The sequence below is a fragment of the Pseudomonas sp. P129 genome (assembly GCF_020312195.1).
Taxonomy (GTDB): domain Bacteria; phylum Pseudomonadota; class Gammaproteobacteria; order Pseudomonadales; family Pseudomonadaceae; genus Aquipseudomonas; species Aquipseudomonas fragariae.
The window spans coordinates 930,954-955,126 of the sequence record NZ_JAGPYS010000002.1 but is presented as its reverse complement, the minus strand read 5'-3'; the positions used below and the strand labels follow the sequence as shown (position 1 = coordinate 955,126).

Here is a 24,173-nt window from a genome sequence, read left to right as displayed (position 1 = left end):
CCGTCAACGACTGGCCACAGCGGGCACTTCGTCGGCCAGCGAGTGGAGCTTGAAGCTACGCGCGTAGCCCGCCGGATCGCTGCCGTCCCAGACCCTGCCATCGATCAGCTGGCTGCTGCGCAAGGTTGCGGCGGGTACGTCGATACCCAGCGCACTGGCTGCCTGACGGTACAGGTCGAGTTGCTGAACGCGGCTGGCCACCGCCAGGTAATCCGGGTCTTCGCGCAACAGGCCCCAGCGTCGGAACTGGGTCATGAACCACATGCCGTCGGACAGCCAGGGGTAGTTGACCTGTCCCTGGGCATGGAAGCTGACCGCGTGAGGGTCTTGCCAGTGATTGCCGAGACCGTCGCTGTACTGGCCGAGCAAACGCGGCTCGATGCAGTCCACTGAGGTGTCCAGGTAATCGGCACCGCTTAGGAGTTGTGCGGTGCTGCGCCGGTTATGATCGTTTTCCTCGATGAAGCGGCTCGCTTCCAGTACGGCCATGATCAGCGCTCTGGCGGTGTTGGGGTTCTGCTCGACAAACTCTCGGGTACAGCCGAGCACCTTGCCCGGGTGATCCGGCCAGATCGACTGGCTGGTCGCCATGGTGAAGCCCAGTTGCTGCTGTACGGCGCTGGCGCCCCAGGGTTCGCCGACGCAGAAACCGTCGATGCGCCCGGCCTGCAGGTGTTGCGCCATTTGCGTGGGCGGCACCACGACACTGTTCACATCATCGAGCGGATGAATGCCCTGACTGGCCAGCCAGTAGTAGAGCCACATGGCATGGTTGCCGGTGGGAAAGGTCTGCGCGAAGGTCAGCTTTGAGCCGCTTTGGTGCGCGTGCTTGTCCAGTGCTTCAGGAGTGATCACGCCGGCCTGCTGCAACTCGCGGGACAGGTTGATGCACTGCCCGTTCTGGTTGAGTCCCATGAGGATGGCCATGTCGGTCGCCGGGCCACCGCTGATGCCCAGTTCCACCGCGTAGATCAGGCCGTACAGGCTGTGTGCCGCCTGCAACCGCCCGCTGACCAGTCTGTCGCGCAGCCCGGCCCAGGAGGTCTGACGCTCGAGGTTCAGGCTCAGGCCGTAAGGCTGGGCGAAACCCTGCGTGGCCGCGACCACCAGCGGGGCACAGTCGGTCAATGCCATGAAGCCCACGTCCAGGCTGTTCATTTCCGGAGCGTCGCTACCGGCCACCCAGTCCAGCGCATTACCGGTTTGTTCGTTCATCGCGCGTGCTTCATCAAAGGTCCGTCCAGAAAAAAGGCGTCGTCCGACCCGATGCCGAGTCGCCCTTCGTTATATACAAGTCTGTTTTTGATTCTGGCCGGAGGCGGTAGGAGCGAACTTGTTCGCGAAAGGGCCGGTACAATCGCTGAAAATCTATCGTCTGAAACACGGTCTTCGCGAACAAGTTCGCTCCTACGCCCTTCTGGCAGAAGCGTGAAAAACCCTGTAATTCGGGCTTTCCAGGGCTGTATATAACGCTGAGTGCCAGTGCAAGGGGCTAAAGCGACGCCGTTGTCCATGCACCGCTCCGCCGTTGGAGTGAGTGCCGATAGCGGTTTCAAGCAAGGCATATGCCATCGCCGGGGGAGGGCGAGCAACAAGTTTGTCGCGCGCCTCGCCTGACAGGCCCGCACACGTCTATAATCGCCAGCCTGAATTCAGCTGCTCACGAGCCCATCCCGCCATGTATAACCTGGCCCGCCAGTTACTGTTCAAACTTTCCCCGGAAACCTCTCATGACCTGTCGCTGGACCTGATCGGTGCAGGCGGGCGGCTGGGCCTCAACGGCCTGCTGAGCAAGTCCCCGGCGAAGTTGCCGGTCAGTGTGATGGGCCTTGAGTTTCCCAACCCCGTGGGGCTGGCAGCCGGCCTGGACAAGAATGGTGCGGCCATTGATGGCTTCGCGCAACTGGGCTTCGGTTTCGTCGAGATCGGCACGGTGACGCCACGTCCGCAGCCGGGCAATCCCAAGCCGCGTATTTTCCGCCTGCCCAACGCCGAGGCGATCATCAATCGCATGGGCTTCAACAATCTGGGTGTCGACAACCTGGTGTCCCGTGTCGAAGCGGCAAAGTATCGCGGCGTTCTGGGCATCAATATCGGCAAGAACTTCGACACGCCGGTCGAGCGCGCGGTCGACGATTACCTGATCTGCCTGGACAAGGTCTATGCCCATGCCAGCTACGTCACGGTCAACGTCAGTTCGCCCAACACGCCGGGGCTGCGCAGCCTGCAGTTCGGCGATTCGCTCAAGCAACTGCTCCAGGCCCTGAGCCTGCGCCAGCAGGAACTGACGCAACGGCATGGCAGGCGTGTGCCGCTGGCGATCAAGATTGCCCCGGACATGACCGACGAAGAGACCGTGCTGGTGGCCGCAGCCCTGATCGAGTCCGGTATGGACGCAGTCATTGCTACCAACACCACGCTGAGCCGCCAAGGCGTCGAAGGCCTTCCGCATGCTGATCAGGCGGGCGGTTTATCGGGCGCGCCGGTTCGGGAAAAAAGCACGCACATCGTCAAGGTTCTGGCCGGTGAGCTCGCGGGTCGTCTGCCGATCATCGCCGCCGGGGGGATCACCGAAGGCCGGCATGCCGCCGAGAAGATCGCTGCGGGTGCCAGTCTGGTGCAGATCTATTCGGGGTTCATCTACAAGGGCCCTGCGCTGATTCGCGAGTCGGTGGATGCCATTGCGGCAATGCCTCGCGCCGCACGCTGAACCCGGGGTAAAAAAAGGGGCTCTGCAAGAGAGCCCCTGGGCGTTGGCCCGCCGCCCGGGTCGGGCGTGCATGGTGCAGGTGTGAATCAGTCAGTCATGTATGGCCCGACAGAGGCCTGAAAGTCTTTGATGTGAATCGCCTCATCCGACCGCGTGAAGTTCGTTGAGTCTGTGGATGCCCGCAGTGCCGGTCATACCGTCCCAGTTGTCGCCGCGTCCTTCGCGCCAGCCATTGATCCATGCCTGGCGTACTGACGGTAGAGTAAAAGGGCAAAGCTCACGGGATTTACCATGAACGCCGTATTGATAACCGCGTAAAAATGCTCTTTCCAACGGATCACGCTTAAGTCTTCTCATAGGGTAATGCCCTCGTCTGTTGACTGTAATATCCCTGAGACCCCGTGATGAGGTCGGGCAGAATCTTCTGCCGCTGGGGCCCGCTGCCGGCGTCGCGGGCCTTGATGCCATCACCATTGCAGCGATGACCTGAGACGATTTCTAACTAAAGCGCAGGGCGGTGTGAATGATCGTTTTGTCATAAGCACGTCACATTCAGGTCTGTCGAGCAATAAGCGCAGACCTGTTTCAACCCTGATTTTTTCTGCAGCCCCGTGAACATGGGGTGTTGCGAGCCCATTGAGATCGCTTATCAGGCTCATATACTGGCTCAATGCCTTGGCAGCTTAAGCGACGAAGGGTCATAAAGAGGCTGCAAAAATGTGACTTTTCAAACACGACTTTTGATCGCGTGCTTTTATTGCCGACGTCGCCCTGCCTGATATCTGTTCTAATACGCGCCAAAACTGCCGCAATGACATGACAGGATCATGCGGTGGACCGGCACACATCACGTGCCACGCAGGCGTTCTCCATGAAAGACGCCTGTTCAAATCTGGCAGGGCAATGCGTTGCCCGCCGCAGACGGCTCAGGCCTTGGAATACACATGTCGGATCGCTACGAACTTTTCCTCACTTGCCCCAAAGGCCTTGAAGGCCTGCTTGCCGAGGAAGCCACTGCGCTGGGTCTGCAAGAGACCCGTGAACACACCTCAGCCATTCGCGGCTCGGCCGACATGGAGACCGCTTACCGGCTGTGTCTCTGGTCGCGCCTGGCCAACCGCGTGTTGCTGGTGCTCAAGCGCTTCCCGATGAAGGATGCCGAAGACCTGTACCACGGCGTACTGGATGTCGAGTGGCAGGATCATCTCGAATCCGACGGCACCATTGCGGTGGAATTCAGTGGTCATGGTTCGGGCATCGACAACACCCATTTCGGTGCACTGAAGGTCAAGGATGCGATCGTCGACAAGCTGCGCACCCCGGATGGCGAGCGCCCTTCGGTTGACAAGATCAACCCCGATCTGCGCGTGCACCTGCGTCTGGATCGCGGCGAGGCCATTCTGTCCCTCGACCTTTCCGGGCACAGCCTGCACCAGCGCGGTTACCGTCTGCAGCAGGGCGCTGCGCCGCTGAAGGAAAACCTCGCCGCCGCCATCCTGATCCGCGCTGGCTGGCCGCGTATTGCTGCCGAGGGCGGCGCGCTGGCTGACCCGATGTGCGGTGTCGGTACCTTCCTGGTCGAGGCCGGGATGATCGCCGCCGACATCGCGCCGAACATCAAGCGTGAACGCTGGGGCTTCTCGGCATGGCTGGGCCACGTCCCGGCGCTGTGGCGCAAGCTGCACGACGAAGCGCTGGCCCGCGCCGAGGCCGGGTTGGCCAAAACACCTTCGTGGATTCGCGGTTACGAAGCCGATCCACGGCTGATCCAGCCGGGACGCAACAACATCGAACGTGCCGGCCTGAGCGACTGGATCAAGGTCTATCAGGGCGAAGTCGCGACCTTCGAGCCGCGTCCCGATCAGAATCAGAAAGGCCTGGTGATCTGCAACCCTCCGTACGGCGAGCGTCTGGGAGATGAAGCCAGTCTGCTGTATCTCTACCAGAACCTTGGCGAGCGCCTGCGTCAGGCGTGCCTTAACTGGGAAGCAGCGGTGTTCACCGGCGCGCCGGACCTGGGCAAGCGCATGGGCATTCGCAGCCACAAACAGTATTCGTTCTGGAACGGCGCCTTGCCGTGCAAACTGCTGCTGATCAAGGTCACGCCTGACCAGTTCGTGACCGGCGAGCGACGCACCCCCGAGCAGCGTCAGATCGAACGCGAAAACCCTGTCGAGGTTGAAGTCGTTGAGCGCAAACTCAACAAGAACGGCAACCCGATCAAGCCGGAACCGGTGGTGGTCGAACAGGCGCGCCTGAGCGAAGGCGGGCAGATGTTCGCCAATCGCCTGCAAAAGAACCTCAAGCTGATGGGCAAGTGGGTGCGTCGCGAAGGGATCGATTGCTACCGCGTGTATGACGCCGACATGCCTGAATACTCGCTGGCGATCGATCTGTATCACGACTGGGTGCATGTTCAGGAATACGCAGCACCCAAGTCCATTGATCCGGAAAAGGCGTCAGCGCGGCTGTTCGATGCGCTCGCGGCCATTCCGCAAGCACTGAACATCGACAAGAACCGCGTGGTGATCAAGCGTCGCGAGCGTCAGAGCGGCACCAAGCAGTACGAGCGTCAAAGCGCCCAGGGCCAGTTTCTGGAAGTCAGCGAAGGCGGCGTCAAGCTGCTGGTCAATCTGACCGACTACCTGGACACCGGGCTGTTTCTCGATCACCGGCCGATGCGCATGCGTATTCAGCGCGAAGCGTCGGGCAAGCGCTTCCTGAACCTGTTTGCCTACACGGCGACCGCCAGTGTGCATGCTGCCAAGGGCGGTGCGCGCAGCACCACCAGCGTCGACCTGTCGCGGACCTATCTGGACTGGGCGCGTCGTAACCTGTCGCTGAACGGTTTCTCCGACAAGAATCGTCTGGAGCAGGGCGACGTGATGGCCTGGCTGCAGGCCAACCGCGACGAGTACGACCTGATCTTCATCGACCCGCCGACGTTCTCCAACTCCAAGCGCATGGAAGGCATTTTTGATGTCCAGCGTGATCAGGTCGAGCTGATCGATCTGGCCATGGCACGTCTGGCGCCGGGGGGCGTGTTGTACTTCTCCAACAACTTCCGCAAGTTTGTGCTCGATGAAAACCTGAGTCAGCGTTATGCGGTCGAGGACATTACCGCGCACACCATCGACCAGGACTTTGCCCGTAACGGCAAGATCCACCGCGCCTGGAAAATCATGGCGCGTAGCTGATCCGGTGCGCGATGAACCGATCGGTAACGGTCCGGTCATCGCGCCTCGCGACACTTCCTGCACTCGTTTGCATGCCCGTGTGCTCAAACGCGTTTGAGCCCTGGGCAAATGCCCGATTTGTGGTTGCGTATAAACGGCATATTAATCAATAAGTTGATGTGAAAAGCCTGAGCGTATGGACTTTGATGAAAATTATTTCACAAAGGCTGAAGCTTTTGCATTGCACGGCGTTGCGCGGTGTTATACTCGTGATATCAGATGGCTATACACTTTTAGTTGTTAGTATTTAGATCGTAATCCTACGGTTATGCAATTGCTGTCTTATTGCATCTCTTGTCTGTTTTCGTTTCCTCGGATTGTGCACTTTTATTCCCGATATGATTTCCTCGGGAAAGCGGTATATCGAATTTCAATTGTCGACCTCTTGAGTGACGTCCCTGTTCAATCGGGCGACTGAAGGTATCGACTGTGTTCCGAGATTGTCCACGCCGTACCCACCTCCGAAGGTAACAAGATGAGAAACGTCAAGGTCGCTGTTCGTGCCGGGATGAGCTTTATGCTGATCACCTGCCTGCTCATCGCGCTGGGAGGGATCGCGCTATGGAAAATGGGCGAGTTACGGGCCAGCATGGAATCGCTGGAAAAGGACGCGATGGCCAGCATCATACAGGCTAACAAAATAAGCAGCGCCACGCTGCGTTTGCGACTGGATGCCCGGCGATTGATTGCACAGACTGACCCGCAGGCTCAGACAATTACCGTGACTCGATTGAAAGCTGCGCGAGAAGACATGCTCAAACAATCTGCTGCATATGCGCCGCTGGCAAGCGCTGCCGATGAGGCAAGTCTCTATCAAACCGTCACTGCGTCCGCCCAGAAGTTTGCGTCACTTCTGGATACGGTGCTCGAATTGATTCAGAAAGGTGCCAACGCTGATGCGGTGACGTTTACCGACACCAATATAGTGCCCGTCACCGGTGAGTTGCAGACCGCCATCGATGCGTTGGTGCAGATGAATATTGATCAGGCCGATCAACTGAGTGTGCGTGCAGAAGCCGCCTATGAAAGTGGTTTTATGTTCACAGTGGTTATTATTATAGTGTCATTGATTATTACCATATTTCTCGCGATTCTGTTGACGCGCAGTATTGTCACGCCTTTGAAATCATTGTTGTCGGTCAATGAGCGTATTGCCAGCGGTGATCTTCGTGGTGATATTCCGGTCACCGGTGACGATGAGTTTTCCGAACTGCAACGCGCGACACTGGCCATGCAGAAGAACCTGCGACAAACCATTGGCCTGATCGGCAACTCGTCACAGCAACTGGCTTCCGCTGCCGAAGAAATGAACTCCATCACCGTGCAGTCCAGCACCGGGTTGGGGCGTCAGAATCAGGAGATCGAGCAGGCCGCCACGGCGGTCAACGAAATGACCGCAGCGGTCGATGAGGTCGCACGCAACGCAGCAGCTGCGTCTGACGCAGCGAAAGAATCCAACGCCTCCACCGTGCGCGGGGCTGAGCGAGTGGCCAGTACCGTCACCGCGATCGAAAAACTGAGCGCCACGGTGCTTGCCACCAGTGCTGACGTGCAGCGTTTGGCCGGGCAATCCAACGACATCAGCAAAGTTCTGGCGGTGATCCGTACTATCGCCGAGCAAACCAACCTGCTTGCCCTCAATGCCGCTATTGAAGCCGCTCGTGCCGGCGAGCAGGGCCGTGGTTTTGCGGTGGTGGCGGATGAGGTCCGGGCACTGGCGCATCGCACCCAGCAGTCCACCCAGGAAATCGAGCAAATGATCGGCGCCGTTCTAGAGGGCTCCGAACAAGCCACCCGGTCGATGCAGGAAAGTTGCATGGGCGCGCAGGATACTCTGGGGGTTGCACATGAGGCCGGTGCAGCGCTTGACGATATTGCCCGGCGTATCGAAGAAATCAATGACATGAACACGCTGATCGCCACAGCTTCCGAAGAGCAGGCGCAGGTGGCTCGTTCCATCGACCACAATCTGATCAGTATTCGCGACCTTTCCGTGCAGAGTACCGAGGGCGCCAATCAGACTTCCCTTGCCAGTGGCGAACTGTCGAGACTGGCCATTGAAATGAATGGCGTCGTTACACGATTCAAGATGTAACTTGATTGGCTGTCCGCAAGGCGAAGCCATGTCTTCAAGCTTGCGGACAGACCAACGGACCATCATGAAACAGTCATAAGCCTATGAAAATTATTGGCGAATAGCTATAACAGAAGTCATAGCCAGCCTGACGCTTCCGTATGTTGGCGTCATGAGTTTGTGTGTATGACAGTGAAACGGTTCAAGCTCAGAGTTCTGAGTTTCATCAATGGCCAGCTTTCAGCGTGGCTTATCGCTGTCGTGGCATTGCTGGTCGGCGTGGCACTTACGATCATGCTGGCGCTGGCCGACAACGAGTTGTATCAGCGCCAGTTGCGTCAGCGTTTCGATACCGTTGCCGCGGAGCGCTTCAGTCGCCTGCAGGAGCGTCTGGACCGGCAGACTACCCGGCTCGACACCCTGGCTCGCTTCTTTATCTACTCCCATCAGGTTGAACTGTCCGAATTCAACGGCTTTGTCGCGCCGTTACTGATTGGTACCCAGGCGTATGCCTGGAACCCTAGAGTGTTGCAGGCCGAACGGACGGCTTTTGAAAGACAGTTGCGTGAGGAAGGCTCAGCCGCGTATGCCATAAGCGAAATGGATGAAAACGGCGCCTTGAAAACCGCCGCCGTGCGAAATGAGTATTTCCCGGTTCGATTCATCCAGACGCTCAGTGACATTCCGACGCCAGCAGGGTTCGATATCGCCTCGGAGCCGGTACGCCGTGCCGCGCTGGAGCGTGCGCGGTTGCTGAAACGAACCGTCGCAACGCCTCGTATCCGCCTGCTTTCCCTGGAGCCGTCGGACACGTATGGCATTCTGCTGGTCGCGCCGGTGTTCTCGACTGGCCAGCCGGTTCCACAGTTGCGGGGCTATGTCACCGCCGTGATCAGCCTGACGCAATTGATGAATGTGCGCACGGCAGAGCAGGACAATCTTGCCGTGACCATGCTCGACCTCAGTTCGCCGGAAAAGCCCGAGCAGGTTTATCAGTCGCCGCTCCCTGCGATACACAATCAGTTGTATGCCAGCAGCCTGCTGAACCTGGGTGACAGGGATTATCTGGTCGAGGTTCGCCCTACGCAGATTTTCAGCCTGAACAACCAGATCATGATGCCCGGCCGGGTGTTGTGGCTTGGAGGGCTTTTGAGCCTGATGCTCAGCGCCTTGCTCTACAGTCTGATCAGCCAGCGTCAGCGCGCCTTGCAACGGGTGGCGCAGCGCACCCGCGAGCTGCGCCAGCGCGAGCACCAATTGAGGGCCGCGCATGGGCAGTTGCGCAGTGTGCTGGACGCGGCGACCGAAGTGGCGATCATCGCCACCGATCTGGACGGGCTGATCAAGACGTTCAACGTCGGAGCACAGAAAATGCTCGGCTATGCGCAAGAGGATGTGCTGGGCAGGTTCCGGCTGATGGACTTTTATCAGTCTGCCGATCTGGAGGCCCGCGCGAGCCGCATGAGCAAGAGCCGCGGGCAACCCATCAGCGCCTCGCAGCTGATGTTTCTCGATGCTGTGCAGGATGGTAATCACCCTTCGCAGGAGTGGACCCTGCAGCGCAGCGATGGCAGCACGCTGGTGGTGAACATGCTGGTCACTGCGGTGCGTGACGATCAGGGGCTGTGGACCGGGTATCTGGCGGTATGCATCGACGTCACCGAGCACAAGCGCGTCAACCAGGCCCTTGCCGAGCAGGGACAGTTGTTGAAAAAGCTCGGCTCGCAAGTGCCTGGCGGCATTTACCAGTACCACCTGGCCGTCGATGGCAGCGCATGTTTCAGGTACGCCAGCGCCGGCATGTGCGAGCTGTTCGAGGTGGACGAAGAGCAGTTGCTGGGCGATTCCGAAACTATCCTGCAACGCATACAGCCGCTGGACCTGGCACGGGTCAGAAGCTCCATTCTGATCAGCGCCACACACCTGACACCGTGGAGCCAGGAGTACCGCGTCAATCTGCCACGCAAGGGGCAGCGCTGGTTACGCTCGGCCTCAACGCCTGAGCGCCTGGCCGATGGCAGCGTGCTGTGGCATGGCTTTGTGTCCGATATCACCGACCTCAAACGCGTCGAGCAGGAGTTGCGTGCGCTGTCGGTCACCGACGTGCTGACCGGCGCCTATAATCGTCGCTACTTTCAGGACCGGATGCAGGCCGAGCTGAAAAGAATCGACCGGCACGGCGGTAACCTGTCGATCATCATGCTCGATATCGATCACTTCAAGCGGATCAATGACCGCTTCGGGCATGCCGCAGGCGATCAGGTGCTCAAGGCCATCTCGGAAAAGATCAGCCAGCGGCTGCGCAGCGACGATGTGTTCTGCCGTCTGGGTGGCGAAGAGTTTATGGTGATCTGTCCGGGAACACGGGGTGCCCAGGCCTATCAACTGGCACTGAGCCTGCGCGAGGAACTGCGCAATCAGGCTATCGAAGGCGTCGACCAAGTGGTCACAGGCAGCTTCGGGATCGCCAGCTGGCGAGAGGGTGAGGGGATCGACGAGATGTTGCTGCGCGCCGACTCGGGCGTCTACGCCGCCAAACAGGCCGGTCGCGACCGGGTCGAGCCCGAGCAGGGTTGATGCAGACAGGCCCGCTGCGATAGCGGGTCTGCCAATGGCCGGTATCGGTTGGTTATTGCTGGATCGAGACCGTGGTGTTGGTCAGCTTGGGCTGTCGATACAGATCGACCAGTACCTCGTCGAGTATCGAGGATGCACCGAACGGACGCGGGTCGTTGAGGATCGCCACGACGGCCCAGGTGTTGCCGTTGCTGTCGCGGCTGAAGCCGGCAATCGCGCGTACGGTATTCAGGGTGCCGGTCTTGATATGCGCTTCGCCCAGCAGCGGGGTGCGCTTGAGTCGCTTGCGCATGGTGCCGTCGAGACCGGCCAGCGGCATGGAGCTCATGAACTCGGCAGCATAGGGGCTGCGCCAGGCCGCTTGCAGGATCACCGCCATCTCGCGCGCACTGACACGCTCGGCCCGCGACAGCCCGGAGCCATTCTCCATGACCAAATGCGGCGCAGTGATGCCTTTCTTCGCCAGCCATTGACGGATGACACGCTGGGCGGCCTTGCCGTCGTCACCGTCAGCTTCGTTGCGGAACTCTTCGCCCAGGCTCAGGAACAGTTGCTGAGCCATGGTGTTGTTGCTGAATTTGTTGATGTCACGGATGACTTCCACCAGGTCCGGGGAAAAGGCCTTGGCCAGCAGCTTGGCATTGCCGGGTAGCACGCCAACGCGGTCCTTGCCCTGAATGGTACCGCCCAGTTCCTGCCAGATGGCTCGCACTGCGCCGGCCGCATAGGTAGGGTGGTCCAGCAGTGACAGGTAGGTCTGTGAGTTGCAGCCATTGCCCAGCTGGCCGGTGACCGTCACGTTGACGCTGCCATCCGCCTGGGTGACCGGGTTGTAGCGCACATCCCCGGTGCATTGTTTCGAGGCGCTTGCCTTGACCTGATTATCAATGCGAATGCTGGCAATCGGCGGCTCGACCGAGACCAGAATCCTGCCGTCATCATTGCGGGTCACGAAGCGTAGCGCCTTGAGGTTGACCATCAGCGCGTCGGGCTTGACCAGAAACGGCTTGTTGTCGTCATTGCCGTCATCGTTGAACACCGGCAATTGCGGTTGCACAAAATGACTGCGGTCCAGAACCAGATCGCCGGTCACCTGCTGTACACCATTGGCGCGCAGGTCACGCATCAGCAGCCAGAGCTTTTCCATATTCAGCTTGGGATCGCCGCCGCCCTTGAGGTACAGGTTGCCGCGCAGCACGCCGTTGCTCAGGGTGCCGTCGGTGAAGAATTCGGTTTTCCACTGGTGGGTCGGGCCGAGCATTTCAAGGGCCGCGTAGGTGGTAATCAGCTTCATGGTAGACGCCGGATTGACCGATACGTCGGCGTTGAACACGGTCGGTGTACCTGGGCCGTTGAGCGGCAGCATCACCAGCGAGAGTGCGTCATCGCCGAGTTTGCTGGCTTTCAGGGCCTGTTGAACCTTGGGGGGCAGCGTGGTGTTGATGACGGCAGCGTAGGAGGGTAGGGCCAGGGGCAAAAGGAGTGACGCGAGCAACAATGGACGTAGCGACTTGATCATTGACTAAAACCCTACTGCAAAGAGGGAAACGAAAAAGAGGGCATGGATGAATTCCCTCGGTAACTATTGCAAATGTAGATTCGATTTCGATAACTATAGTAGTGAATGCGCGGCGGGCTTTTTTTGTAACACAGAATGCCACGCATGATACGAGCCGCATTATGCCCCAAGCGGGGCAGGCTTGTGACCGGGGGGCAAGCCGGTAAATGCTATTTTTTATTGATTCGGTATCCATGGCCGTCGCAAGGCCGGATATCCACTCCACGCCGCAATTGTCGGGCTTTTAAATCGCCAAGCTGGTAAAGTGCCGCCCGATATTTATTGATGAGGATTGTCCCATGGCCACTAACCGCTCCCGCCGTCTGCGCAAAAAACTGTGTGTGGACGAGTTCCAGGAATTGGGTTTTGAACTGAACCTGGACTTCAAGCAAGAGCTGGACGACAAGGCAATCGATGCTTTCCTTGACGCTTTCCTGAAAGAAGCAATGGAAGCCAACGGTCTTGGCTATGTGGGCGGCGACGACTTCGGTCTGGTTTGCCTGAGCAAGCGTGGCTCGGTCAGCGAAGAGCAGCGTGCTGCTGTCGAAGCCTGGCTCAAGGGCCGCAGCGAACTGACAGAAGTCACTGTCAGCCCGCTGATCGACGTCTGGTACCCGGAAAAGGAAATCAATCCGGCCGCCTGATGTAACGGGAAGCAGGCCAGCGCCTGCTTCCCTTGCCTGTTCCCGCACGTCCCCTCGTACACCCCCTCGCTATACCGTCTTTAACGCTCAGTCAGGCTTGGCCTGCTGCAGCATCAGCGCGTCCTCAAGCTCGATCATGGCCAGTTCGACGGTCTGCTGGCAGGTGTAGAACTGCTCATCCGGTGTGTCCGGTTCGCAGGCCAGTTCAAGCGCATCACAGGCATCAACCACCCTTGAAGCTGTGATGATCCGTGCCGCGCCCTTGATCCTGTGCGCCAGATCGCGGGTTTTCTGGCGATTGTTCTCCGGCATCAGTCTGGCCAGTAATAGCCGGTCTTCGTGGTTGCTGTGCAGCAGTTGCGCGAGCAGGCGTTCAACCATTTCAGGACGGTCACCGGTCAGGTTGCTGACGCTGTCGAGGCTGAAGGGCAGGGCACGTGCGGGCGCCAGCGGGGCAATGGCTGTCAGCCGTTCGCTGAGCATCGAGAGGCTGATGGGTTTGAACAGGCAATCGTCCATGCCCGCCGCCCGGCAGCGCTCGATTTCGTCAGGCTGCGCGTTGGCCGTGAAGCCCCAGACAGGGCAGCGTTGGCGCTCGCAGGCGCGCTCCTGTTCGCGGATAGCAGCGGTCATGTCGTAGCCGTTCATGATCGGCATGTTGCAATCGGCGACGACCAGATCGAAGGCATCGTTTTTCCAGCGATCGAGCCCTTGCGCGCCGTTTTCGGCCATTTCGCAGTGATGGCCGAGAAACCTCAGTTGCTGGCAAAGCAGCAGTCGATTGGCAGGATGATCGTCGACGATCAGGATTCTGAGGGTCTGATGAACGACGGCTGCCGGTTGCGCAACGACGGGCTGCCCGGTCAGCGGTTCAAGTGTGGTCAGCACCAGGTTCATGCTGATCCGGGTGCCGTGCCCTGGCGTGCTGTCGAGCGAAAGGTTGCCGCCCATCATCATGCACAGGCTGCGGCAGATCACCAGCCCGAGTCCGGCGCCGGTACGCGCCATTTGTCCGGTGTTATCGGCCTGGGCGAACGGCTCGAACAAACGTTGCTGGTCTTCGACACTGATGCCGATGCCGCTGTCCTGAACGGTGATGTGCAGATGCAGCAGTTGCGGGTCCGGATTTTCGGCTGCCAGCAGTACGACCTTGATCCGCCCCATCGGGGTGAACTTGATGGCGTTGCTGACCAGATTGGACAGTATCTGTTTGAAGCGCAACGGGTCGATCAGTACGTCGGCGTTGATCCTGCTGTCCAGTTCGAGCACCAGCTCGAGGTCCTTCTGCCGCGCCAGCCCGTCGAATACCCGGAGCACCGCCTCCACCAGCCGACGCAGATTCGCACGCTCGGGGTTGAGTGACAGCCGCCCGGATTCGATGCGGGCGATGTCGAGGATGTCGCCGATCAGGTCTAGCAGGTCATTGGCCGAACTGTAGGCGACTTCGATGGCGGAGCGATCCAGTTCGCCATGATCGGCACGTTTGAGCGCCAGTTCCAGCATGCCGATCACCGCATTCATGGGCGTGCGGATTTCATGGCTCATGGTGGCCAGGAAGGTACTCTTGGCCCGGCTGGCGGCGTCGGCCTGTTCCTTGGCAGCCTGCAAGTCTTCGATGAGCTGGCGACGCTCGCTGATGTCGATCCAGCCACCGATGATGCCCTGTACTTCGCCCAGAGAATCGCGAAATGGCAGGATCCAGTGGTAGATGGTCAACTGTCGATCGCCGATGCGCAGAGGGCGGTCGAGGATCAGCGCGGTATTGCTGGCCATGACCCGCTGATAGTCGGCAGCGTATTCCCGGGCTTCGAAGGCATTGCCCAGTACCCCTTCGGTAGCGCTCTTGCCGATGATGTCTTCCCGTTTCGCGGAGAACACCCTGAGGTAGCTGTCATTGCACATGCGCAGCATACCTTCGCGATCCCGAACATAGATCGGATGCGGCGTACCCTCGACCAGGGCGCGCATGAATTCGAACTGATCGCCCAGCGCCCGCTCCGCAGCTTCGCGCTGACGTATCTGCCGCCGCATCCACGCATTCCAGGCCAGCAGGCCCAGCAGCAACAGGCCTGCACCCACCACAATCTGATAGATCAGCCGTTCATAGTCGTGCCAGTTGGCGCGTGAAGGGGTATAGACGCGCCAGCGGTTGTTGATCGCTGCCAGATCCTGCGGCGCGATGCTCGCCAGCGCCTTGTCGAGAATCGAGCTCAGCTCGATGGCGTTGCGTGAGGTCGCCATGGAAATCAGCGCCGGATCCTCGCCGACGGTGGCGGTCATCTGCAAACGCTCCTCGAAGATCCCGGACGACAGGAAATAGTCTGCGCTGAGCAGCGAGATGACCGCACCTTCCGCTCTGCCCAGTGACAACATGTCCAGCGCCTGGAACGGGTTGTCGATTTCCAGCGGCACCACCCTGGGGTATTTGCGGCTTAGCCAGTCGAGCACCGGGCTGCCCTGGGTAATTGCCAGACGCTTGCCGTCCATCTGCTCCAGATAGCTGGGGGCGCCCGGTTCCTTGCGGGTGACCAGCACGAACGAATTGTCGATGTAGGGACGGGTGAAGCTCAATCGGTCCTCGCGTGCATCACTGGACACCAGCGCACCGATCATGTCTGCCTGGCCTTCGCTGACCTGATTCAACATGTCGGTCAGGCTGGGCGAGCGTTTGACGTCGAACCTGAGCCCGGTACGCAGACGTACCAGTTCGAGCAAGTCTGCGGTGATGCCGCGAAAGTTGCCCTTGGCATCGAAGAATGTCAGCGGTGCATACGCTTCGTTGACGACTACGCGCACGGTAGGGTGCTGAGCGATCCAGCGCTCCTCGCGTTGCGTCAGTTGCAGCTTCTGGTCGGTGAGCATCAAGTCGCTGCCCGTGCTCCAGCGTCTGGAGATATTGACGCGTTCATCAACCGGGATCGCCTTAAGCGTCTGATTGATGATGCCCAGCAGTTGCGGGTTTTCACTGCTGACCGCGAAGCTGAAGCCGTTGGGCTCGTGCTTGCCGAAATTCGACATCTGCACGTTGTTCAGATACCCCTTATTGATGATGTATTGGGTGGAAATCGTATCGCCCAGGAACACATCCGCCTGATTGAAGGCGACTGCATTGATGGCGTTCTGAAAAGAGGGATAGGTCTTCAGTGTCGCGCCGGGATAGGACGCTTCGACCTCGGCAGGCGGCAGGTAGTGATAGACCATGCTCAGCCGCATGCCTTTCAGGCCCTCGTTCAGGGGGCGGTTGTCTCCGACCCGGGTGACCAGGACGGGCTGGTCCACCGAGTAGGGCTGTGAAAGCCTGATGGTGCGATCGACTGCTTCAAAACCGTTTGCGGTGCCCAGCAGATCGATCTGGCCTGCGCCGAGGGCCTTGATTGCAGCATCACGGGTTTCGAAACGCTGAACCCTGATCGGCAGGTCCAGCGCATCCGAGATGATCCCTGCGTAATCGGCAGTGATGCCTTCGTAATCGTTACCCGACATCGTGATATCGAAGGGTGGGTAATCAGGGTTGGAGGTGCCGAGAATCAGTTCGCGTTGCCCGCGCACCCACTGCCACTGGTTATTGTCCAGTTTCACGTCCATGTGCGCCGGACTCGAGCGACCGAGCAGGGTATAGTGATCGGCCGCATGAACACCGGCCTCAGCACCCCAGCCTATGCACAGGCTTGTGGCCAGTATTAATAATTGTCTGAAGCGCTTGGACATCCGTTTTCTCACACTAGCGCGTTGCGTTTTGCCATCTCGATAAGTTCTACCAAGGTTCTGGTTTTCAGTTTTTGCATAAGCCGCGTTTTGTAAGTACTGACGGTTTTGTTACTGAGAAACATGCCCTTGGCTATTTCCTTGTTGGAACGGCCCTGGGCAAATAACTGCAATACCATCAGTTCACGGTCATTGACCAACTTGAACAGCTCCAGCTCGTCGGTCTGGCCATCTTCACGAACTGCGCACGTCAACGCCTGACTGGGAAAGTAATTGTAGCCGGATAATACCGCTTTCACCGAACTGAGCAGTTCACTGAGGTCTTCCTGTTTGCACACATAACCCGAGGCGCCCGATTGCATGCAGCGAATGGCAAACAGGTTGGGGGTCTGCGACGTCAGCACCAGAATCTTGGAGGGCAGCCCCATCGTATTGAAGCGGGCCAGCACCTCGAGGCCGTCGAGCTTGGGAATGCTGATGTCGAGGATGATCAGGTCGGGCATGCACTCACGCACCATTTGCATGGCGTCGACACCGTTATCGGTCTCGCCGACCACCTCATAATTTTCGTTCTCCAGAAGCATTCTTACCGCCATCCGGATGACCGGATGGTCGTCGATGATAAAAACTGAGTTCATATTCCATTCCATAACAAGCAGTGAAGAAAGCGCGCACCTTAGCTCAGATGTTCGGGCAGGCACATAAAGAGACTTGCTCGGCAGGCATATATAGGAAAAGTCCTACAAAAATTAGCGTATCGGAGTACGTAAAAGCCTACGTAGAACATAAGTGTGTTTAAACGTTAACGCTTATTTCAATGTGTGTTTGGCGAGTGCTGCCCCGAATGTTTATTACTTTCTGGAATCATCATTCATGTTGACTGATGATTTCCTACGGGTCTGAACGTCGAATTAATCAATCCAGTTTGCCGGCGTCTGGCATGTACCTGTTTTTGCCCGGCATATTTGAAGCCGAATAAAGCCGGCTGGCCGACGTCAGTCAACGAGGTTCCCCAGCAGGCGGCTGAGGTCGGGCCCGTGCAGGGGTTTGCTCAGGCAACCGAGCAGGGGGAGATCGCGCTGCAGGGCGAGTTGCTGCAGGTTTTCAAGCTGTGTATCAGGCAAGCCGCTGAGCAGAATGGCCTGGCGCAGCCAGCCGTGTCGGGCGGCCTCGTCGATCAGGTCGAGGCCTGACATGTCCGGCAGGCACTGATCGCACAGCACAAGCCCGTAGGGTTCCGCGCTGCGTTGCATGGCGGCCATGGCCTCGGCCGCCGTCAGCACGGGAGTCAGCAGGAAGTAGCCATGGTTGTTGAGCAGCACCTGAGTGGCGATCAGTTGAAACGGGTGATCTTCCACCAGAAGGATGCGCAGGCTATGTGTGGACATGAGCGTTCCGGAAAGGCCCTGGCGAAGCGTTCAGGCATCGGCAGGCGGCGTGCGGACCCGTGAGTATCGCAGGCGGATGGATGATGTGCCGGATGGCAGTTGAAGTGGCTGGAATTATTGAGGGATGCAAGAAAAGCTGCGATAGGACCCGTCTGACATGCATGTAGGGCCTGTCTGAGTTTTGCGAGGCAATCAGTCTGACCAGCCTTTTGCCTGTATCCATTCAGGCAGCGGGCTGGTCGATGGAAGCTATATCTGTCCGGAGCGGCCGGTCATTTCCCGGGCCATTTCGCTGGCGTAGCTGTCGGTCATCCCGGCGATGAAATCGATCATGCGCAGGAACGAGGTATGCAGCGGTGCCTTGGGATCGGGCGCGCTGTTACCCAGCAAGTCGAGGATACGTCGATGCTTGAACGAGGGTGTCCTGCCGCCAAACTGTTCGACGGCCGCGCCGCAGAACGCGTTGAGGAGGATTTCCAGCGTGGTGTAGGCACCGATTTCATGCAGCGTCTTGCGCTTGTCCTGAAAGATTTTCTTGCGCGCCATGTCCTTGGCGTTGAGCACACAGCGTTTGGCCGGACCGTGCATGTGCTCGACCAGGTCGCCAGGCAGGGTGCCGGCCAGCAAGGCGTCCTGCTGCTCGACGAAGGCTCTGGCGGCCGCGTTGGTCAAGTGCTCGATAGCCTTGCCACGCAGGATTGCCAGTTTGCGCCGTCGTGAGTCGCCCGGGCCCAACTGTCGGTAGGTTTCCGGCAGATCATCGCCGACCAGCCCGAGCAAAAGCGATTCCACTTCCGCGTAATTGAGCAGGTCCATCTCCAGACCGTCCTCCAGATCGATCAGGGCGTAACAGATGTCGTCGGCGGCTTCCATCAGATACACCAGCGGATGACGCGCCCAGCGCTGATCTTCGAGCTGCGGCAAACCCAGCTTGCCGGCGATCTGCTCAAGGATCGGCAGTTCGCTCTGATAGCAGCCGAACTTGTGCTTCTTGTAGCCCAGCGAGTCCGCATGGCGGGCGGTCCACGGGTATTTGAGGTAAGTACCCAGCGTTGCGTAGGTCAGGCGGGTGCCGCCGTCGAACTGGTGGTATTCCAGCTGCGTCAGCACCCGGAACCCTTGGGCATTGCCTTCGAAATTGAGGAAGTCATTGCGCTCGGTCTCGCTCATCGCGTCGAGCCAGCCACGCCCGGCCGCCTGATTGAACCAGTTGCGAATCGCATCTTCGCCCGAGTGGCCGAACGGCGGATTGCCGATGTCGTGCGCCAGACAGGCCGATTGCACGACCATGCCCAGGTCGCTCGGATCGCACCAGTCGGGCAGGGCAGAGCGCAGCGTTTCGCCGACGCGCATCCCCAGCGAGCGGCCGACACAACTGACTTCCAGCGAATGGGTCAGGCGCGTATGGATATGATCGTTGCTGGACACCGGATGCACCTGGGTCTTGCGTCCCAGGCGGCGGAAGGCCCCGGAAAAGATGATCCGGTCATGGTCCTTGTGAAACGGACTGCGCCCCAGTTCCTCGGGGCTGTGCAGGGTCTTGCCCAGTCGTTCGCGGTTAAGCAGTGTTTGCCAATCCAATGCGTTCACTCCGTCAATAATAGGGGCGTAGCTTCCCGGTTCGACACGCCTGCCGCAAGGGCCGCATTGATGAAATCAGGCCCGTAGAAAAACAAATGCCTGCTCCGGAATACCGGAGCAGGCATTTACATTCAGGCCGGGAGATTCGAGCCTGGGTCACGCGAGACGCAGGGCGCAATCAGACTTTGCGATTGCGATTCTGCAGGGTGCGTGCTTGCATGGCGACCTTGACCAGGGGCGTCAAAGTGATGCCCAGCTTCAACAGGCGTCCCAGCAGGCTGGTACGCCCGGTCTTGGCACGTTTACCGCTCAGGAAGCCCAGCAGGGCCACCGAGCCCACGCCCCAGAGCGGCGCGTGGCGAAAGCCCAGCGCGCTTTTCCAGTCATGGCGGATGCCGCGAAAGCGTTGCAACGGCTGCATCAGTTGCGTCGATTCGTGGCGAATTTCCTGGCGGTGCATTTCCATGCGCAAGCGAATCAATGCCTTGCGCAGTTCTCGACGGGTATTGCTCTGGTGCGACTTGGGTTCACTCATGGCATCAATCGCTCACGGTCATTGGCCAGTTCTTCGAGGGTCGCATGGAAAGGCGAGGACTCGTCGAAGATCGCTGCCTTGAGGCGCAATCCACAGAAGATCGCGGCCAGCAGGTAAAACGTACACAGGCCGACGATGCCCGCCAGACGATAGCTGTCCCACAGAACGATCAGCAGCAAGGCCGAGAGCCCGGTGAGCAGCAGCAGGCCGAAAACCAGGGCCAGACCGGCGAACAGCAGCAGGCTGACGGTTCGCGCTTTCTGTTCCTGCAATTCGATGCCGAACAGCTCGACGTGAGTGTGCAACAGGCCAAGGAATGCAGCGCCCAGGCGCCGCGGTGAAGAGCCCGGAGTTCCCTCGGGCGGTGCTGATTCCGTTCCCAGAGTCATGATGTTAGCGCCTTGTAGCCAGCAGACCGATCAGAAAGCCGACACCTGCGGCGATACCGACGGACTGCCAGGGGTTGTTCTGAACGTAATCTTCGGTGGCGACCACTGCGGCTTCGCCGCGCTCGCGCAGCGAGTCTTCGGTGGTCTTCAGGGTTTCCTTGGCACGCAGCAGACTTTCACGGATCTGGGCGCGCAGTTCATCGGCCTGATCACCCGCCAGAGAGGCGGTATGCGCCAGCAATTTCTCAGTGTCGGCAACCAGTACCTGGAAGTCGGCTCTCAGGATTTCCTGAGCATTCTGTGCAGTTTCGCGGGCCATGATGTTCTCCGTTTGGTGGGCGTATGAATGTTTCGAGTACAGGTGATTCCTGAAGGTTCACTTCGATTGCCGTATCGTGTTCGATCAGGCTTTACGCTGCCGCTGCACCTTACTCCAAAACTATCTGCCAGGAAAAACCGCAAGCACTGGAAGATTGGGGTTCCGTATTTCTGGCCATTGGCTATGCTCCACACGCGTGACCACGGGATGGCCTGGCGCGCGCGACATCCGTTGAATGGAGAGAGGCATGGAGCGGCTGTATTCCCTGCAGGGGCTCAGGGGCGTAGCGGTCCTTGGCGTTGTGTTGTTTCACATGATGTCGGTAGAGAGCAAGTTTTCCGGTGGCGATATCCTTCTGCCGCCCTGGCTCGATTTTTTTCAGCTGGGCGTCGATCTGTTTTTCGTCATCAGCGGATTCGTCATGGTAATTGTCAGTCGTGGACGTTTTCAGAGCGCAATCGAGGCTCAGCGCTTTCTGTTCAATCGAGTATCGCGGATCTATCCCACGTACTGGCTGTACTTTTTCATCACCCTGGCGGTTTATCTGGTGCAGCCGGGCATGGTCAACAGCGGGCATGGCTCGTCCAACCTGATCATGTCGTTCCTGTTGTTGCCCAACGACAAGGTGCTGCTGGTGATGGTCGCCTGGTCGCTGCTGTTCGAGTTGTGGTTCTACGTGGTGTTCTCCGGCTTCCTGCTGTTTCGCGAGCGCAGTCTGCCGTTTCTGCTTGGCGGCTGGGGCGTGATCATCGTGGTGTTCAATACGCTGGCAGACTGGCAGGACTATTCCTCGGCAGTGAAGATCATCCTGCATCCCTATGCCCTCGAGTTCATGCTGGGCGCCGCGCTGGCCCTGTTCTTTTACGGTCGCCACAGTGCCCGCGTACCGACGGCTGCGGTCTGGTTACTGCTCGGTGTCGCGTTGTTGGCGGCGGTGCCCCTGATCGGCTATTACCGGCTGTATGAAAGTCAGGGCCTGCTGCGCATGCTCATGGTCGGCGGCACATTCGGCATGCTGGTGGTGACTCTGGCCTTGCTCGAACGGCGCCGAAAGCTGGTGGTGCCCGGGTTTCTGGTTGCTGTGGGCGATATGTCCTACACGATCTATCTGTCTCATCTGCTGGTGCTGGGGGTGATCGGCAGGGTCTGGAGCCTGGTGGGGGCCTGGCCCGAAAGCTATCTGGACAACCTGTTTTTCGCGCTGCTGATGCTGGCTGCGGCGGTGTGCTATGGCTGGGTCGGTTATCGTTGTTTCGAGAAACCGGTACTGGACCGTGCCAACGCGTTCAGCAAGGCGCATTTCCGGGTGTCGACGTGATCCCGGTGCGCGCCTAGAATAATTTCCGCTCACCGAGGATTCGCCGAGGATTGACTCATGCCCCCCGAATGCCAGCTGTTCAGCACCCTGGGATGTCCGCTGTGCGAGGTTGCCGAAGCGGTTTTACTGCCGTTTGCCATTGAGCACGGCCTGCTGGTTGAGCTGGTCGACATCTGCGAGGATGAGCAACTGCTTGAACGCTACGAGTTGCGCGTTCCTGTGTTGCGTCGAGTCGACACCGGTGACGAGCTGGACTGGCCATTTGACGCGCCTCAAGTGGCGTCGTTTCTGAGTCGCTGAGCTGTCTTGTCGTTGAGCTGTATTCCCTTTCATTTACCGGACACGACGCGCAGTGAATATCGATACACGCATCAAATTTCGCCATCTGGTCTGCTTTCTCGAAGTGGCCCGGCAGGGCAGCCTGGCGCGTGCCTCCGACGTTCTGGCGATCAGTCAGCCTGCGTTGTCGAAAAGTCTCAAAGAGCTGGAAACCCTGCTCGACACCACGTTGTTCGTGCGCAGCAAGAGCGGTGCGGCACTTACCGAAGCGGGTGTGGCGTTCATGCGCTTTGCCGGGCCGAGCGTTCAGGCCCTGCGCGAGGGTGTCAGCAGCCTGAGATCCGGTGAACATGACACCGTTACTGCACGGCTGGGCGTACTGTCGACGGCCGAAAGCCTGCTGGTGCCTGAGGTCGTTCATCGCCTGCACCAGAGGCACCCGGCGCTGATCGTCAGCGTGATGACCGGGCCCAGTGCCTATCTGCTGTCGCAATTGAGGGTAGGGGAGCTGGATCTGGTGGTCGGGCGCATGACTGACAGCCCGCAGATTCAGGGCCTGACGTTCGAGCACCTGTACAACGAGTCGATGACACTGGTGGTGCGCAGCGATCACCCGCTGCTGGCTGCGCCGCTCAAGCCCGAAAGCCTGGAGCAATTCCCGCTGGTGTTGCCGCTGGCAGGCACGACCATCCGCAAGTTTGCCGACAGCCTGTTCGTGCAGTGCGGTATTCGCATGCCGCGGCAACGCCTGGAAACCCTCTCGCTTACCCTCAGTCGGCGCTATGTGCAATGCAGCGATGCGGTGTGGATCGCGCCACTGGATGCCGTGTCGCTGGAGTTGAAAGGTGGCACGCTGGTCGAACTGGACATGGGTATTCGTGAGCCGGGCGGCTCGGTCGGTTTGTGCAGCAACCCGGCCTTGCCACTCACGCGCGCAGCGCAGTGGTGTGTGGACGAGCTGCGCAGTCTTGGAGAGGCCTGTCGCAACGGCTAGCATCCATAACCAAATGGTTATGGATCATGGGGTTTATTTCAGTTCTCCATAAGCATGGATCGCGCGACACTTCGCCGCAGCCTGTAGCGCATGTGATCGACGCCTGCGCGCCCCATAAGAAAGAAAAAAGAGGAGAACGCCATGTCTGCCGCGGACAACAGCCGCTTCGTCATTCGTGACCGAAACTGGCATCCAAAAGCGCTCACACCTGATTACAAGACCTCGATCCTGCGCTCGCCGCGCCAGGCGCTGGTCAGTATCCCGCAGTCCATTTCCGAAACCACCGGCCCGGATTTCTCGCATTTGAAATTCGGCCAGCACGATAACGACCTGCTGCTCAATTTCAACAACGGTGGGCTGCCCATCGGTGAGCGTATTCTGCTGGCCGGGCGAGTCTGCGATCAGTATGGAAAGCCGATCCCGCATACCCTGGTGGAGATCTGGCAGGCCAACGCCGGCGGGCGTTATCGCCACAAGCGCGATGCCTATCTGGCGCCCATCGATCCCAATTTCGGCGGCGTCGGACGTGCGTTGACCGACAGCGAAGGCAATTACAGCTTCCGTACCGTCAAGCCAGGGCCTTACCCATGGCGCAACGGTCCCAACGACTGGCGCCCGGCACACATTCATGTGTCGATCAGCGGGCCGTCGATTGCCACACGGCTGATCACCCAGTTGTATTTCGAAGGCGATCCGCTGATTCCGATCTGCCCGATCGTCAAGGCCATCGCCAACCCGGACGCCGTGCAGAGCCTGATTGCCAGGCTCGACCTGGGCATGGGCAATCCAATGGATTGCCTGGCGTATCGCTTTGATATCGTGTTGCGCGGCCAGCGCAAGACTCACTTCGAAAACTGCTGAGGAGG

19 protein-coding genes are annotated in these 24,173 nt (G+C 59.2%); 9 read left to right on the top strand and 10 right to left on the bottom strand.

The features are described from left to right. Window positions 1–3: 3 nt before the first annotated feature. Window positions 4–1,215, bottom strand: coding sequence for a CmpA/NrtA family ABC transporter substrate-binding protein (locus KBY02_RS09430; RefSeq protein ID WP_032653944.1), 1,212 nt, complete (start codon window positions 1,213–1,215; stop codon window positions 4–6). Window positions 1,216–1,678: 463 nt separating this feature from the next. Here KBY02_RS09430 and KBY02_RS09425 point away from each other — a divergent pair, with 463 nt between their 5' ends. Then, window positions 1,679–2,710, top strand: a complete 1,032-nt coding sequence (locus tag KBY02_RS09425; protein ID WP_003346110.1) for a quinone-dependent dihydroorotate dehydrogenase — start codon at window positions 1,679–1,681, stop codon at window positions 2,708–2,710. 141 nt (window positions 2,711–2,851) lie between these two features. Here KBY02_RS09425 and rmf read toward each other — a convergent pair whose 3' ends face one another. Further along, window positions 2,852–3,067: a ribosome modulation factor gene (gene rmf, locus KBY02_RS09420; protein WP_002553055.1), complete on the bottom strand. Its 216-nt coding sequence runs from the start codon at window positions 3,065–3,067 to the stop codon at window positions 2,852–2,854. A gap of 587 nt (window positions 3,068–3,654) precedes the next feature. Between rmf and rlmKL the strand changes: the two genes are divergently transcribed. The 3 genes from rlmKL (at window position 3,655) to KBY02_RS09405 (ending at window position 10,597) form a co-directional block, all read left to right on the top strand. Next, window positions 3,655–5,907, top strand: coding sequence for a bifunctional 23S rRNA (guanine(2069)-N(7))-methyltransferase RlmK/23S rRNA (guanine(2445)-N(2))-methyltransferase RlmL (gene rlmKL / locus KBY02_RS09415; RefSeq protein ID WP_011267439.1), 2,253 nt, complete (start codon window positions 3,655–3,657; stop codon window positions 5,905–5,907). Window positions 5,908–6,421: 514 nt separating this feature from the next. Beyond that, window positions 6,422–8,041 carry a methyl-accepting chemotaxis protein gene (locus tag KBY02_RS09410; RefSeq protein ID WP_024640690.1) on the top strand — a complete coding sequence of 540 codons (1,620 nt, stop codon included), beginning with the start codon at window positions 6,422–6,424 and terminating at the stop codon, window positions 8,039–8,041. A 165-nt stretch (window positions 8,042–8,206) separates the two neighbouring features. Then, window positions 8,207–10,597 carry a diguanylate cyclase gene (locus KBY02_RS09405; RefSeq protein ID WP_225650218.1) on the top strand — a complete coding sequence of 797 codons (2,391 nt, stop codon included), beginning with the start codon at window positions 8,207–8,209 and terminating at the stop codon, window positions 10,595–10,597. Window positions 10,598–10,649: 52 nt separating this feature from the next. Here KBY02_RS09405 and dacB read toward each other — a convergent pair whose 3' ends face one another. Next, the gene (gene dacB / locus KBY02_RS09400) at window positions 10,650–12,116 is read right to left on the bottom strand and encodes a D-alanyl-D-alanine carboxypeptidase/D-alanyl-D-alanine-endopeptidase (protein ID WP_004408519.1); all 1,467 of its coding nucleotides are present in this window, start codon (window positions 12,114–12,116) and stop codon (window positions 10,650–10,652) included. A 338-nt stretch (window positions 12,117–12,454) separates the two neighbouring features. On the opposite strand from dacB, the gene KBY02_RS09395 reads away from it, so the two are divergent. Beyond that, entirely contained in the window at window positions 12,455–12,799 is a 345-nt protein-coding gene (locus KBY02_RS09395; protein ID WP_003346101.1) for a YggL family protein, read from the top strand. An 87-nt stretch (window positions 12,800–12,886) separates the two neighbouring features. Here KBY02_RS09395 and KBY02_RS09390 read toward each other — a convergent pair whose 3' ends face one another. The 7 genes from KBY02_RS09390 to KBY02_RS09360 all read right to left on the bottom strand — a co-directional run bounded on the left by KBY02_RS09390 (window position 12,887) and on the right by KBY02_RS09360 (window position 20,716). Further along, window positions 12,887–16,507, bottom strand: coding sequence for a transporter substrate-binding domain-containing protein (locus tag KBY02_RS09390; RefSeq protein WP_225650217.1), 3,621 nt, complete (start codon window positions 16,505–16,507; stop codon window positions 12,887–12,889). An 8-nt stretch (window positions 16,508–16,515) separates the two neighbouring features. After that, a complete protein-coding gene (locus KBY02_RS09385; protein ID WP_004408514.1) occupies window positions 16,516–17,142 on the bottom strand; it encodes a response regulator transcription factor in 627 nt (208 codons plus the stop codon). Window positions 17,143–17,499: 357 nt separating this feature from the next. Further along, window positions 17,500–17,892 carry a response regulator gene (locus KBY02_RS09380; RefSeq protein ID WP_004408512.1) on the bottom strand — a complete coding sequence of 131 codons (393 nt, stop codon included), beginning with the start codon at window positions 17,890–17,892 and terminating at the stop codon, window positions 17,500–17,502. A gap of 249 nt (window positions 17,893–18,141) precedes the next feature. Then, window positions 18,142–19,473, bottom strand: a complete 1,332-nt coding sequence (locus tag KBY02_RS09375) for a deoxyguanosinetriphosphate triphosphohydrolase (RefSeq protein ID WP_004408510.1) — start codon at window positions 19,471–19,473, stop codon at window positions 18,142–18,144. A 178-nt stretch (window positions 19,474–19,651) separates the two neighbouring features. Then, window positions 19,652–20,008, bottom strand: a complete 357-nt coding sequence (locus tag KBY02_RS09370; RefSeq protein WP_004408508.1) for a hypothetical protein — start codon at window positions 20,006–20,008, stop codon at window positions 19,652–19,654. Beyond that, window positions 20,005–20,397, bottom strand: a complete 393-nt coding sequence (locus KBY02_RS09365; protein WP_002553117.1) for a phage holin family protein — start codon at window positions 20,395–20,397, stop codon at window positions 20,005–20,007. The genes KBY02_RS09370 and KBY02_RS09365 overlap by 4 nt, the downstream gene beginning before the upstream one ends. A 4-nt stretch (window positions 20,398–20,401) precedes the next feature. Further along, entirely contained in the window at window positions 20,402–20,716 is a 315-nt protein-coding gene (locus KBY02_RS09360) for a DUF883 family protein (RefSeq protein ID WP_003315618.1), read from the bottom strand. A gap of 247 nt (window positions 20,717–20,963) precedes the next feature. Between KBY02_RS09360 and KBY02_RS09355 the strand changes: the two genes are divergently transcribed. From KBY02_RS09355 to pcaH, 4 genes are all read left to right on the top strand, one after another. After that, window positions 20,964–22,034 (top strand): acyltransferase family protein, encoded by a 1,071-nt coding sequence (locus KBY02_RS09355; RefSeq protein WP_116799724.1) that lies wholly within the window; start codon window positions 20,964–20,966, stop codon window positions 22,032–22,034. Window positions 22,035–22,091: 57 nt separating this feature from the next. Beyond that, a complete protein-coding gene (locus tag KBY02_RS09350) occupies window positions 22,092–22,334 on the top strand; it encodes a glutaredoxin family protein (RefSeq protein ID WP_003315616.1) in 243 nt (80 codons plus the stop codon). A 52-nt stretch (window positions 22,335–22,386) separates the two neighbouring features. After that, the gene (gene pcaQ, locus KBY02_RS09345; RefSeq protein WP_032653928.1) at window positions 22,387–23,307 is read left to right on the top strand and encodes a pca operon transcription factor PcaQ; all 921 of its coding nucleotides are present in this window, start codon (window positions 22,387–22,389) and stop codon (window positions 23,305–23,307) included. Between the two features lie 141 nt (window positions 23,308–23,448). After that, complete coding sequence (gene pcaH / locus KBY02_RS09340) at window positions 23,449–24,168, top strand: protocatechuate 3,4-dioxygenase subunit beta (protein WP_003366939.1); 720 nt, start codon at window positions 23,449–23,451, stop codon at window positions 24,166–24,168. Window positions 24,169–24,173 lie beyond the last annotated feature (5 nt).

Bases quoted from the DNA above. Each gene is read 5' to 3' on its own strand.
- KBY02_RS09350 (WP_003315616.1), top strand. From the start codon at position 22,092: ATGCCCCCCGAATGCCAGCTGTTCAGCACCCTGGGATGTCCGCTGTGC.
- KBY02_RS09410 (WP_024640690.1), top strand. From the start codon at position 6,422: ATGAGAAACGTCAAGGTCGCTGTTCGTGCCGGGATGAGCTTTATGCTG.
- KBY02_RS09360 (WP_003315618.1), bottom strand. From the start codon at position 20,716: ATGGCCCGCGAAACTGCACAGAATGCTCAGGAAATCCTGAGAGCCGAC.
- KBY02_RS09380 (WP_004408512.1), bottom strand. From the start codon at position 17,892: ATGTCCACACATAGCCTGCGCATCCTTCTGGTGGAAGATCACCCGTTT.
- rmf (WP_002553055.1), bottom strand. From the start codon at position 3,067: ATGAGAAGACTTAAGCGTGATCCGTTGGAAAGAGCATTTTTACGCGGT.
- dacB (WP_004408519.1), bottom strand. From the start codon at position 12,116: ATGATCAAGTCGCTACGTCCATTGTTGCTCGCGTCACTCCTTTTGCCC.
- KBY02_RS09425 (WP_003346110.1), top strand. From the start codon at position 1,679: ATGTATAACCTGGCCCGCCAGTTACTGTTCAAACTTTCCCCGGAAACC.
- rlmKL (WP_011267439.1), top strand. From the start codon at position 3,655: ATGTCGGATCGCTACGAACTTTTCCTCACTTGCCCCAAAGGCCTTGAA.
- KBY02_RS09395 (WP_003346101.1), top strand. From the start codon at position 12,455: ATGGCCACTAACCGCTCCCGCCGTCTGCGCAAAAAACTGTGTGTGGAC.
- KBY02_RS09405 (WP_225650218.1), top strand. From the start codon at position 8,207: ATGACAGTGAAACGGTTCAAGCTCAGAGTTCTGAGTTTCATCAATGGC.
- KBY02_RS09385 (WP_004408514.1), bottom strand. From the start codon at position 17,142: ATGAACTCAGTTTTTATCATCGACGACCATCCGGTCATCCGGATGGCG.
- pcaH (WP_003366939.1), top strand. From the start codon at position 23,449: ATGTCTGCCGCGGACAACAGCCGCTTCGTCATTCGTGACCGAAACTGG.
- KBY02_RS09390 (WP_225650217.1), bottom strand. From the start codon at position 16,507: ATGTCCAAGCGCTTCAGACAATTATTAATACTGGCCACAAGCCTGTGC.
- KBY02_RS09370 (WP_004408508.1), bottom strand. From the start codon at position 20,008: ATGAGTGAACCCAAGTCGCACCAGAGCAATACCCGTCGAGAACTGCGC.
- KBY02_RS09355 (WP_116799724.1), top strand. From the start codon at position 20,964: ATGGAGCGGCTGTATTCCCTGCAGGGGCTCAGGGGCGTAGCGGTCCTT.
- KBY02_RS09365 (WP_002553117.1), bottom strand. From the start codon at position 20,397: ATGACTCTGGGAACGGAATCAGCACCGCCCGAGGGAACTCCGGGCTCT.
- KBY02_RS09430 (WP_032653944.1), bottom strand. From the start codon at position 1,215: ATGAACGAACAAACCGGTAATGCGCTGGACTGGGTGGCCGGTAGCGAC.